We start from the raw sequence: 12,217 nt of genomic DNA on the forward strand, positions 1-12,217 counted from the left end.
CTCTAAGGAGACCCATGCAACGAAACCTACTCCGACGCCTCACCGCATGGGCGAACACGCCAAGCGACAGCCGCAAACCACTCCTGCTCTACGGAGCCCGCCAAACCGGCAAAACCTACCTGCTCTCCGAACTGGCAGCTACCACATTCCGCAACGATTCCGTGCGTTTCGACCTGGAACGAGACGCTCGCGCCCGACAGGCATTCGAACAGGACCTCACGCCAACCACCATCATCCGTCGACTGTCGCAGATATCCGGTCGGACCATCACACCAGGGCATACCCTGCTCATCCTCGACGAGATCCAGGCATCGAACCGAGCCCTGACCTCGCTGAAATACTTTTGCGAAGACATGCCCGGCCTGCATATCGCAGCGGCGGGCAGCCTGTTGGGCGTCGCCGTCAACCGCCAAGGATTCAGCATGCCGGTAGGCAAGGTGCACACCATGACGCTGCATCCCATGAGCTTCGACGAGTTTCTCGACGCCACCGGAAGCGGCGCCCTAATAGACGAGATCCGTGACTGCTATCGCCACGCACAGCCGTTCTACCTGCACGACGACATGCTCGAACGATTCTGGCAATACGTGATCGTCGGCGGTATGCCGGAAGCCGTCTCTCGTTTCGCCGCAACCGGCGATTACGATACGGTCCGCGACATCCAACTCACCATCGCCGATCTGTACGCGGCCGACATGGCCAAATACGCGACGCCCGAGGAAACCGCCCGCATCCGGGACACATGGCGCAGCATTCCCGCGCAACTCGCCAAGGACAACCACAAATTCCAATACAAACTCGTGAAGACCGGAGGGCGTGCATCGGTATACTCATCCGCAATCTCATGGCTGCTGGCCGCAGGACTGGTGAACCGTTGCACACGAATCTCCAACGCGCAACTGCCACTCGCCATGCATGAAGACGCCGCGGCCTTCAAAATCTACATGTCCGATACCGGACTGCTTTCCGCCCGCTCACAATTGGAACCGGCCATCGCAACGGACCGCGAGTATCGCAGTCGGATCGACCTCGGCGGCATCGTCGAGAATTATGTCGGTCAGGCGCTCAGCACGAACGGCATACCCCTGCGCTATTGGACCAGCGGAAACACTGCCGAAGTGGACTTCGTCATCCAGCTGGCAGATACGAGCGCCGCAGTGCCAGTAGAGGTTAAATCATCGGACAACACCCGCTCTCGCAGCCTGTCCGTGTATCGGGACAGATATCGGCCAGACGAGGCCATCCGCCTATCCACCAAGAATTTCGGCATCGACAACGGCATACACAGCGTGCCTTTGTACGCCGCGTTCTGCATCGGCGGATAAGCGGGAAACACCCCCGCACCTCGCACCTGCCGCTCACGCGTCGCGGCGGCCGGCGAGGGCACGGCCGAGCGTGATCTCGTCGGCATACTCGAGGTCGGAGCCGACCGGCAGACCGCTGGCGAGCTTGGTGACCTTGATGCCGAGCGGGCTGAGCAGACGGCTCAGATACGTGGTGGTCGCCTCGCCTTCGATGTTCGGGTCGAGCGCGAGGATGACCTCCTTGACCTCGTCGGTCTTGAGCCGGTCGAGCAGCTTGGGAATGTTGAGGTCGGCCGGGCCGACGTTTGCCATCGGGTTGATCGCGCCGCCGAGCACGTGGTAGAGGCCGCGGTATTCGCGCGTGCGTTCGATGCTCATCACGTCCTTCGGCTCCTCGACCACGCAGATCATGCTGTGGTCGCGGCGCGGGTCGACGCACACCGGGCACGGGCTCGTCTCGCACACGTTGCCGCACACGTCACAGAACCGCACCTTCTCCTTGACCTCGGTGATCGCGTCGATGAGCTGCTGCGCCTCCTCGTCGGACGCGGACAGCATGTAGAACGCGATGCGCTGCGCGCCCTTCGGCCCGATGCCGGGCAGATGCGCGAACGCGTCGATCAGGCGCTGGATCGCGCCGTCATATGCGAGTGCCATGTGCGGTTGCCTTTCTGACGCGAGATGACATACGTTGCCGTATGCACAGTATATCGATCGCGACGCTCAACGATTGACGAATGACCGGCCCGCGCCGCCAAGCCCGCGCTACTCCTCGTGCTTGGCGGCGTGGAGGAGGTTGCGCGGGTTCTTCGGGTCGTCGGCCTTGAACTCCTCGACCTTCTTGACCTCGAAGAACTTCTGGAGTTCCTCAAGGCTCATCGCGGTCGCAGTGCCGAGCGACTCGTCGCTCATCGAATACTCGTCCTCGTCCGGGGCGACCTGCGGGGTCGACTGGGACTGCGGTTGGAACGGATTCGGCTGCGACGTGAACGACTGCTGCGGTTGCGCGGCGGACGGCTGCTGACGGTTCAGGACCGGGATCGGCTGCTGCGCGGCCCATGGATCGTCGTCCGGCGGGGCGACGTCCGGCAGCGGAATCGGCTGATCCCACGGATCGGCAGTGGCGAATGACGGATCCGCCGGGATATTCGGCGCGACTGCGGCGTGTTCGGCGGCGACCGAGGCGTGCTGAGCGAGCGGGGTCGGCTGGTTCCACGGATCGACAGATGGTTGCGGCTGGGATGCCACTGCCGGTTGGTTCCACGGATCGGCGGACGGCGACGGATGAGCCGCGGCTACGGGCTGCGACGCGGCCGACGACTGGGACGCCGCCGGAGTCGCCGGCGGGGTCGCCGGCGGGGTCGCCGATGCAGGCTGCGCCCACGGATCGGTGTCGTCGGACAGGTCGGGGACGGCAACGTGCTTGTGGTGCGGTTCGCCGGCCGGCCGAGCGTTATCCGACGCGACCGCCGTACCCGACGCCGCGTGATGCGCGGCCGTGGTCGACTTCGGCAGCGCATGCACGGTGCCGTCGGGCTGCGCCCACGGATCGTCAGCGGCGGATGTGTCGGACGCTGCCGCACCGGCACCATTGGCCCACGGATCATCGTCCATCAGCGTGGCATCATGCGCAGCGTCATTATGCGCGGCATCCACAGCGGACGGAGCCGACGCACCGGATGCACCGGCTCGATGAACCTCGTCGTCATCCACATGGGCCGCGGACTCGGCGGCCGACGACGTATGCTGCTCACGATCGCCGGACTCCTGCGCACCGGTCGCCTCGGCCGAGGTCTTGGCAACCGCGGCCTGCAGGCTCTCCTGCAACAGCTGCGCCTTGACCTTCTGCTGCTGATCCTGCGGCAGTTTGCTGAACGGCGGCGCGACGCTGCCGTCGGCCATCTTGTTGGTCGGGGCGATCGACACGTTCTGGCCGAACATGGTGTGGACCTGATTGCGCAGGATGCTCACCACGTTCGTGGTGCCATCCACCGCCTCGTCCGCCACAGCCAGCGCGAACGCATACTTGCTCAGCGACTTGTCGAACTTGAGCCACAACCGCTGGCGGCCGGCATGCTCCTTGTCGGCAGACAGCAGGATCTTGGGGATCTTGTGGCGGTCGACGTAGCGGCGCACATCGGCGGGGAGCGCGGCGATCAGGGCATCCCACTTCTCATCGGGCGTGCGGGTGTCGGGAACCGGAGCTGGGGCCGGTTCCGACCGCGGAGTCGTTTGATCCGGGGAAGAGGCCGGCACCTCCTTGCCCCCCTCAGTCACGCTGCTCGTGACAGCTCCCCCTGCGAAGGGGAGCCGAGTTGCGAGTTCGCCTCCCTCGGCACGCGCGCCGGAAGCGGCTCCTTCCGACGATTGCTGCTGGGTTGTGGGTTCCGACGGCTGAGGCCGGGACTCGGTCGATCCGGCCGCATCGGCTACGGCCTGATTGCGCGCGGCACCGGCGAAACCGGTGCGCTGATTGCGCGACGAGCCGGCGAAACCGCCGGCGCGTGGCGCGGCGGTCGCGGCCCCTGCAGTCACGCCGGCCGAAGCACCGCCGCCGGCAACGCCCGCCGCCGCGGCATCAGCGCCGGCGCCGCCGGCATCAGACATCGCGAAACCGTGCTCGCGCCCGGCCAACAGTCGCGCGGCGAGCAGTTCCAGTCGCATACGCGGCGAAATCGCACCGGTCATCGATCCCAACGTCGTGTTGATCGTATCGGCCATCGCCGTCAGCGACGCCAATCCCAACGCCGACGCCTGCCGCTGCAAGTCGCCCATGTCCTCACCCTCGGCGGTATCGGACATCACCGATTCGGCCTTCTCGCCCGCCAACAGCAACACGAGCAGATCACGGACGCGCGCGAGCAGATCCTCCACGAACCGGCGCGGATCAAATCCGCCGACCACAACCTTCTGAATCACGCCGTACAACGCCTCGCCGTTCCGGTCGATCACCGCGTCGATCGCCTCGCCAATCAGCGCATCCGGAGTAAAACCGAGCAGCGCGACCGCCGAATCATGCGAGATCACACCGTCCACGGCACCGACCATCAGCTGATCGAGCACGCTCAACGTATCACGCACCGAACCGCCGCCCGCGCGCATCGCCAACTTGAGCACGCCCGGCTCAGGCTTGATCGACTCCTTCGCGCAGATCGACTCGAGATACGGGCCCATGATCTCCTGTGGGACCAAGCGGAACGGGTAGTGGTGGGTGCGCGAACGGATCGTGCCGATCACCTTGTCCGGCTCGGTCGTCGCGAAGATGAACATGACGTGTTCCGGCGGCTCCTCCACGATCTTGAGCAGCGCGTTGAAGCCCTGCTGCGTGACCATGTGCGCCTCGTCGAGGATGAAGATCTTGTACCGGTCGCGGGCAGGCGCGAAGCCGGCGCGCTCGCGCAGTTCGCGGGCGTCGTCCACGCCGTTGTGGCTGGCCGCGTCGATCTCGACCACGTCGATCGAGCCGGGGCCGCCGGTGGCGAGGTCCTTGCAGCTCGCGCACTCGCCGCACGGGTGCGAGGTCGGGCCCTTCGCGCAGTTGATGCAGCGGGCGAGGATGCGGGCGGAGCTGGTCTTGCCGCAGCCGCGCGGGCCGGAGAACAGGTAGGCGTGGGTGAGCTTGCCCGCGTCGAGCGCGCGCATCAGCGGGATCGTGACCTGATCCTGCCCGATGACCCCGTCGAAGGTGTCCGGTCGATAACGTCGATACAGTGCAAGTGCCATGCCCACCAACCTACCGCAAGCCGGGTATCCGACCCGCGCGGCCCGGTCAACCGCGATCATCCGCGATCAACCGCTGCAGTCATACGCCGCGACCGTAACTCAACATCATCCCATCCTTCTCATTGAGTTACGGCCTTCCACAGCCTCCCAAACGACCGTAACTCAACATTATTCTGTCCCTACTGTTGAGTTACGGCCGTTTACCGACCCGAAAACGACCGTAACTCAACAAGAGACACGAGATGATGATGAGTTACGGTCGCCGCGCAGCTGATCGGCCCGGTTGATCGCCCAGACTGCCTGCCGCGGTCAACGGTCACGCCACCCCGCGCACCGTCACGCCGTCACGCCGCCACGCGCCCTACTCCTGGTCGTCCTGCACGTAGATGGCCTGCGTGATCTCCTCGCGCAATGCCGCAAACTCGGGCATCGCGCGCACCTTGTCCATGTTGTCGGGGTCGTCCGGATCGCGCGGCAGGGTGATCGGAATGTCCATCTTCACGGTGCCCGGGTGCGCGCTCATCACGATCACGCGGGTGGCGAGGAAGATCGCCTCGTCCACGCTGTGCGTGATGAAGAACACGGTGCTGTGTCGCTCGCGCCAGATGCGCAGCAGCTCGTTCTGCAGCTTCTCGCGAGTGAGCGCGTCCAGCGCGCCGTACGGCTCGTCCATGAGGATCAGGTCCGGTTCGGTGGCGAGCACGCGCGCGATCTGCGCACGCTGCTGCATGCCGCCGGACAACTCGTACGGACGGCGATCAGCCGCCGACGTCAGCCCGACCAGATCGAGGAAATGATCGGCCTTCTCCTTGCGCTCCCCCGCCGGCACGCCCTGCATCTTCATGCCGAACTCGACGTTCTTGCGCACGGTGAGCCACGGGTACAGCGGCGGCTTCTGGAACACGACGCCACGCTTCGGGCTCGGTCCGTTGATCGCGACGCCGCCCGACACGAGCGCGCCGTCGGTCGGCTTCTCGAATCCGGCGAGCATGTTGAGCAACGTCGTCTTGCCGCAGCCGGACCGGCCGACCACGCAGATGAAGTCGTGCTTGTTGATGGTCAGGTTGATGTCGTGCAGCGCGGTGACCTCGTCGCCCTGTTGGGTGACGAACCGCTTGTTGACGCCGCGGATGTCAACCGCGACGCCGCGTTCGTCCATCGACTTCTTTTCGGTGAGCTCGCCCCAGGTGAGTCCGTTGTTGTCAGCCATGATCGGGTCCTTTCGTATGGAAGTCGTATTGAAGCAAGTGGCGAGTGTGCCGTCGAAGCCGCCGCTCCCCTCAGTCAACTACGTTGACAGCTCCCCTCCTGGAGGGGAGCCGAATATACGGCAACGGCGCTATTCCTTCGCCACCGCGTCGATCGCATCGGTGTAGAGCACGCTCGCGTAGTCGCCGCTCACCGCGTCGAGGCTGCCCTGTGTTTTGAGGAATTCGGCGGTGGCTTTGAAGATGCCAGGCAGCTGGCCGTGGAAAATGTCACTCTGGTCCTTGGCCTGCGGGTACGTGTAGCCGGCGAACTGCTGTTTGACGTCGTCGACCGAGTTGCCGAGGATCGTGGAGATCGATTCGGCGGAGGATTCCTCGTCGCTGGAGATCAGTCCGACGGCGTAGTTTTCGACCGCGGTCCATGTCGTCATCACGTCCGGATGCGCGGTGATGAACGCGTCGGTCGCGAGTTCCATATCGTAGGTCGCGGAACCGGTTTTCGCGGTCGCCGCGCTCGACGTGACGATCGTGCCGCCGTCGGCCTTGAGCGTGCTCAGCACCGGGTCCCATACCCATGCCGCGTCGATTTCGCCGCGCGTCCATGCGGCCGACATCTTGTCGGGGTCGAGGTTGATGAGGTGCACGCTCGTCTCGTTCATGCCGGCGTTGTGCAGTGCGGACAGCAGCGAGAAGTGCGAGGTCGAGCCGAATGGCACGGCGATGTTCTTGCCGGCGAGGTCCTTGACGGACTGGTAGTCGCCGCCGCGTGCGACGAGCGATTCGGCGTCGCCGATGATGTCGTGGATCCAGATGACCTTGATTGGCAGGTTGAGCGGGGCGGAGGCGGCGCGTACGGCCGGTGACGATCCGGCGAGGCCGATGTCGAGCGAGTTCGAGCCGAACGCCTGGATGACGTCGCCGCCGAAGTTGAATTGGCTCCACTGGATCGTCGCGTTCGGCAGGCAGGCTTCGAGCAGGCCCTTGTCCTTGACGATCAGGTCGGCGTTCGGGATGGCCTGCCATGCGATGCGCACGGTGCCAGTGAACTTGTCGTTTTTGGCCGATGCGACCGGGCATTCGGTGACGGCCGCGCCGGAGGTGTTGCCGACGAGTTCGTCGGCGGTCGGCATCTTTCCGCAGGCCGTGACGCCGGTCAGTGTCGCGCCGGCGAGCAGCGCGGCTGCGGTGCGGCGGATGACGGTTGCGGTACGTACGTTCACGCTCATCATGATTCCTCTCTACGATCGCTCGGTTTGCTGGTTGCATACGGCTGGTTGCATACGGCTGGCTTATTCCTTGCCGACCCACGGCGTCACCAGATGCGTGATGCCGAGGATGAGCCAGTCGAGCAGCAGTGCGGCGATGCCGATCACGAAGATGCAGGCGATGGTCAGCGGCGTGTTCAGTTCGGTGCCGGACAGGTACGCGAGCGCACCGATGCCGGGGATGCCGTTGTTGAGTTCGGCCGCGACGACGGTGGTCCATGCGAAGCCGACCGCGAGGCGTATGCCGTTCATGATGGACGGCAGCGCGCTTGGGAACACGACGAACAGGAACGCCTTCGGCCGTGAGGCGCCGAGCGAGAGTGCCGAGTTGACGCGGTCGCGGTTCACGCCGTTGATGCCGTCCACCGTGGCGAGCACGATCGGCGGGAACGCGGCGAGGAACAGCAGCCAGATCTTCGTGGTGTCACCGATGCCGAACCAGACGATGAGCAGGCCGATGTAGCCGAGCGGCGGCAGGGCGCGGATGAAGTTGATGTACGGCAGGATGATGCGGTTGAGCCAGCCGATTTCGGCGAGCAGGAAGCCGACGAGCACGCCGACGATGATGCCGAGCAGCATGCCGATGCCGATGCGTTCGAGGCTGACGACGAGGTGCTGCCACAGGAAGTACTGCTGTTCGCCGCACACGATGCGTGACGATCCGGCGGATGCCGGGCGGCAGCTGTTCGCTTCGATGAACGCGTGCCATACGGCTTGCGGGCTGGGCAGGTACAGCGAGTTGATCAGGTTCGCGGAGGTCGCCGCCCACCACACTGCGATGAGCAGGATGAGCGAGATGATCGGCTGGATTTTCTTCGACTGCATCCATGCCGGCATCGGCTTGCGTTTGGCGGTCGCCGCGCCTTCCACGATCGCGGTGCCGGCGATCGCGGTTCCCGCCGCGACTGGCGTGGTCGGCGCCGCCGGCGCCGTATCCGTGGTCGTCGGGCCGTCTGATGCGGTCGGTGTTGTTGCATCGCTCATGATCGTTCCTCTCTTCATTCGCGTCTTGTTTGGCCAGTCTTCTGGCTCCCCTCAGTCAGCTTCGCTGACAGCTCCCCTCAGCGAGGGGAGCCGCTACAAGGCTCGGCTCCCCCTATAAGGGGGAGCCGGCAGCCGCAGGCTGACTGAGCCGCTACAGGCCCACCAGCTGCCGTCACTCCGTCGCCGCGAGGTGCTCGTACATGTCGCGCAGCATGTCGTCGGTGATTTCGACCGGGTTGTTGTACAGGTTCGGATGCCGGCTGATGCGCACCAGATCGTCGATCTGCGCATCGGTCAACTGCAAATCCTTCAGTCCGGTACGCAACCCGACCTTGACTTTCAGATCGTGGATCGCGTCGGCCATCGCGTCGACGTCGGCGAATCCGATCGCCTGCGCGAACTCCTGCACGCGACCGTGCTGCGCGTCCGCGTTCACCCGCGCGAACCAGTCCAGCGTCAGTCCACAGGCCTCGCCGTGCGGAATCCCGTGGATGTTGGTCAACGGGAACGAGCAGGCGTGCGACGACGTGGTCTTCGGCAGCGTGAACGCGAGTCCGGCGATCACCGACGCCTCGCACATCTTCTGCCGCGCCTCCGCGTTGGTCGGATCGGCCACGGCGATCGGCAGGTACTTGAAGACGAGCGGCGCGGCGTGGATCGCGCACGCGTCGCAGATCGGCTGGTGACCCTTGCTCCAGTAGCCTTCGATCGCCTGGCTGAGCACGTCCATGCCGCAGGACGCGGTGACGTGCGGCGGCACGGAGTACGTGAGTTCGGGGTCGATGATCGCGACGGACGGGAAGAATCCGTCGGAGACGATCGGTGCCTTCTTGCCGAGCGCACGGTTGGTAAGCACGGATACGCAGGTGACCTCGCTGCCTGTACCGGCGGTGGTCGGCACGGCGATGAGCGGCAGATGGCCGAGCGGCATCGGCTTGCCGGTACCGTGATAGTCGGCGATCGAATCGTCCGTCAGGGCGATGCTGGCCGCGGCTTTCGCGAGGTCCATCGCGCTGCCGCCGCCCATCGCGACGACGAACTTGAGGTGCTTGGCGCGGATGATCGCGGCGGCCGCGTCCACCTCGGTCACGTCCGGGTTCGGCGAAAAGTCGGCGAAAACCTCGGTGAGGGCGCCATCCGACTCGGCGACGAGCCGTGCCGCCGTGCCGTCGTGCACGAAATGATCGGAGGTGACGAGCAGGCCGCCCTCGGTCAGGCCCATGTCGGCGGCGACGTCCTTGATCTCGCGCACGCGTCCGTTGCCGAAGCGGATCGCGACCGGCTGCTCATAATCCCACAGCATGATGATTCCTTTCCGTGTGTCCCGGGCCGCGCCCGTAAAACTCAGTCGCAGAAGTTCTCGTCCACCCAGGTGAGCACCTCGTCGACCTTCGGCAGTTCGGCCTTGAGCTCCTCGGCGGTGATCGTCAGCGGCGGGCAGATGTTCACGTTCGTCTCGCGGCCGAACGTGAGGAATCCCTTGTCCTTGAGCGCGCCCATGATCTTGCCCATCACCGGGTTCGCGGTGTGATACGGGCTCATCAGCTCGCGCGTCTCCTTGTTCTTCACGATCGTCATCGCGGCGAACAGGCCGATGCAGCGGGACTCGCCCACGCACTGGTGCTTCGCCGCCATCTCCTCGAGGAACGGCTTGAGGATCCCTTCCATCTCCATCACGTGACCGGCGATGTCGTGCTCGACGTAGTAGTTCACGGCGGCGACGCCCGCTGCGCAGGCCAGCGTGTGGCCGGAGTACGTCAGGCCGCACTGCAGCACGTGATCGGTGAAGTAGTCGGAGACCTTCTTCGAGACGACCACGCCGCCGAGCGGCACGTAACCGCAGGTGACGCCTTTCGCGAACGTGAAGATGTCGGGCTTGATGTCGAAGTTCTGCCACGCGAACATCTTGCCGGTGCGGCACCAGCCGGCCATCACCTCGTCGCAGATCATGAGGATGCCGTACTTGTCGCACAGCGCGCGCACGCCCTCCATGTAGCCTTCAGGCGGCAGGATCACGCCGTTCGCGCCGACGATCGACTCCATGAGGATCGCGGCCACGTTGTCCGGGTTCTCGTAGATGAGCTGATCTTCGAGACGCTTGAGGTACAGCGCGGTGACCTTGGCGTCGTCCTTGCCGCGTTCGAAGCCGTCCTCGTACATGTTCGGGTTCATGAAGTGCACGAAGCTCGGGGCCGCGCCGCCCGCCTCGGAGGCGAAGCGACGCCAGTCGCCGGACGCGAACGAGGCGCCGAGGGTGGAGCCGTGGTAGGAGCGGTAGCAGCTGAAGATCTTCTCGCGGCCGGTCACCATGCGGGCCATCTTGATCGCGTTCTCGTTGGAGTCAGCGCCGCCGTTGGTGAAGAACACGCGCTGGTAGAAGTCGGCTCCGGCGAGGTCGACGATCATCTTGGCGAGCTTTGACTTCGGTTCGGACGCGTAGGCGGGGGCCATGAAGCACATCTTGTCGGCCTGTGCCTTGATCGCGTCCACGATCTCGGGCAGTTCGTGGCCGAGGTTGGAGCACACGAGCAGCGACGACATGTCGGCGTACTTGTTGCCGTCGTAGTCGTACACGTAGATGCCCTTGGCGGACTTGACCGGCATGACCGGCTCGCCCTGCTTGTGCCACGACTGCATCACGTATTCGCGGTGCAGCTCGGCCACTTCGTCGCCGGTCAGTTCCTTGGTCGCCAGTGATTCGCTCATCGTCTCGTCCTTTCGGTTGCGGCTGCGTACGCGGCGCGTCCGGTACGTGATGTACGTGCGTACGTGCGCGTGTGCGCGGCCGGGTGGTGATGCCGGATGGATGAGACGGAAACGTGCGATATATGTGCACGATACACAATCGAAACATATTGCCGTGGTGTTGTGCGGTGATATGGTACGACGGTCATCCGTTCGGCGACTGCCCGGAATCCTTGTGGATTCCGTGATTGCTTAGCAGTCTACGAGCGAACGATGCGCCAATCCATATCGCACAACCTAAACCTGATTGTGCTCCAGCACAATCTCATCCCACGAATAGCTTTCCCCGCAAGTAACCCCACCCACCCCTCTCCCAACGGACTTACAGCCGATTTCGCCACCCGTATCGGCTGTATGTCCGTCGAGGAAGGGAAGCCACAAGAAAGCAGGAACGCCCACGGGAATCACCCGCCTCTCACGCAAGCCACACACAAGCCCCCAATACAAGCAATCCCCTCTTTTCTCAACGGACATACAGCCGATACGGGCCACGAAAACGGCTGTATGTCCGTTAGGGGGACGAGCCGCAAAAGCGCCAAGTCACGCCCATAACACGCCACTCGCCTCATCATCAACGGACAACCAGCCGATTTCGGGGTCCGTATCGGCTGTATGTCCGTAAGGGGGTGGTGGCACGAACCCATCGCCCGCCCCGACACCCATCCGCCTCAGCGGACATCCAGCCGATTTCACCGCCCCAATCGGCTGGTTGTCCGTTGAAGGGACGAACAGCACAACGCCAAATCACGCCAGCGACACGCCCATCCCACCCTAACGGACATATAGCCGATTTACGCCCCGAAATCGGCTGGATGTCCGTTAGGGGAAATCAGCAATCGAGGATCTCGCGGACCTGCAGACTGTTTAGCTTCAGCGGATAGTTGACGCATGTGTCGGGGCATGGTTGACGGTATGTCCTGGGGCATGGTTGACGGGTTTGGGTGGTGACAATGGTGTATGGACACGTTTTCATCATCATCGGCCGGCA

Annotated in this window: 8 protein-coding genes; 1 reads left to right on the top strand and 7 read right to left on the bottom strand. The window is 64.3% G+C overall.

Going from position 1 to position 12,217, the window contains the following annotated elements:
• Nucleotides 1-14 precede the first annotated feature (14 nt).
• On the top strand, nt 15-1,325 hold the full coding sequence (locus DSM100688_RS09775) for an ATP-binding protein (RefSeq protein WP_152358907.1): 1,311 nt from the start codon (nt 15-17) through the stop codon (nt 1,323-1,325).
• A gap of 33 nt (nt 1,326-1,358) precedes the next feature.
• Here DSM100688_RS09775 and recR read toward each other — a convergent pair whose 3' ends face one another.
• From recR to DSM100688_RS09810, 7 genes are all read right to left on the bottom strand, one after another.
• The gene (recR, locus tag DSM100688_RS09780; protein WP_152358908.1) at nt 1,359-1,961 is read right to left on the bottom strand and encodes a recombination mediator RecR; all 603 of its coding nucleotides are present in this window, start codon (nt 1,959-1,961) and stop codon (nt 1,359-1,361) included.
• Between the two features lie 108 nt (nt 1,962-2,069).
• On the bottom strand, nt 2,070-5,027 hold the full coding sequence (dnaX, locus tag DSM100688_RS09785; protein WP_152358909.1) for a DNA polymerase III subunit gamma/tau: 2,958 nt from the start codon (nt 5,025-5,027) through the stop codon (nt 2,070-2,072).
• A 361-nt stretch (nt 5,028-5,388) separates the two neighbouring features.
• Nucleotides 5,389-6,237, bottom strand: a complete 849-nt coding sequence (locus tag DSM100688_RS09790) for an ABC transporter ATP-binding protein (protein ID WP_204316747.1) — start codon at nt 6,235-6,237, stop codon at nt 5,389-5,391.
• 129 nt (nt 6,238-6,366) lie between these two features.
• Entirely contained in the window at nt 6,367-7,464 is a 1,098-nt protein-coding gene (locus DSM100688_RS09795) for a taurine ABC transporter substrate-binding protein (RefSeq protein ID WP_152358910.1), read from the bottom strand.
• Between the two features lie 60 nt (nt 7,465-7,524).
• Nucleotides 7,525-8,484, bottom strand: a complete 960-nt coding sequence (locus DSM100688_RS09800) for an ABC transporter permease (protein WP_152358911.1) — start codon at nt 8,482-8,484, stop codon at nt 7,525-7,527.
• A gap of 172 nt (nt 8,485-8,656) precedes the next feature.
• On the bottom strand, nt 8,657-9,787 hold the full coding sequence (locus DSM100688_RS09805) for an iron-containing alcohol dehydrogenase family protein (RefSeq protein ID WP_152358912.1): 1,131 nt from the start codon (nt 9,785-9,787) through the stop codon (nt 8,657-8,659).
• Nucleotides 9,788-9,828: 41 nt separating this feature from the next.
• On the bottom strand, nt 9,829-11,190 hold the full coding sequence (locus DSM100688_RS09810) for an aminotransferase class III-fold pyridoxal phosphate-dependent enzyme (RefSeq protein ID WP_152358913.1): 1,362 nt from the start codon (nt 11,188-11,190) through the stop codon (nt 9,829-9,831).
• Nucleotides 11,191-12,217 lie beyond the last annotated feature (1,027 nt).

The organism is Bifidobacterium ramosum (assembly GCF_009299505.1).
In the GTDB taxonomy this organism is placed as follows: Bacteria; Actinomycetota; Actinomycetes; order Actinomycetales; family Bifidobacteriaceae; genus Bifidobacterium; species Bifidobacterium ramosum.

Excerpts from the sequence above, each read along its gene's own strand:
- DSM100688_RS09775 (WP_152358907.1), top strand. The coding sequence starts at position 15 with ATGCAACGAAACCTACTCCGACGCCTCACCGCATGGGCGAACACGCCA.
- recR (WP_152358908.1), bottom strand. The coding sequence starts at position 1,961 with ATGGCACTCGCATATGACGGCGCGATCCAGCGCCTGATCGACGCGTTC.
- dnaX (WP_152358909.1), bottom strand. The coding sequence starts at position 5,027 with ATGGCACTTGCACTGTATCGACGTTATCGACCGGACACCTTCGACGGG.
- DSM100688_RS09790 (WP_204316747.1), bottom strand. The coding sequence starts at position 6,237 with ATGGCTGACAACAACGGACTCACCTGGGGCGAGCTCACCGAAAAGAAG.
- DSM100688_RS09795 (WP_152358910.1), bottom strand. The coding sequence starts at position 7,464 with ATGATGAGCGTGAACGTACGTACCGCAACCGTCATCCGCCGCACCGCA.
- DSM100688_RS09800 (WP_152358911.1), bottom strand. The coding sequence starts at position 8,484 with ATGAGCGATGCAACAACACCGACCGCATCAGACGGCCCGACGACCACG.
- DSM100688_RS09805 (WP_152358912.1), bottom strand. The coding sequence starts at position 9,787 with ATGCTGTGGGATTATGAGCAGCCGGTCGCGATCCGCTTCGGCAACGGA.
- DSM100688_RS09810 (WP_152358913.1), bottom strand. The coding sequence starts at position 11,190 with ATGAGCGAATCACTGGCGACCAAGGAACTGACCGGCGACGAAGTGGCC.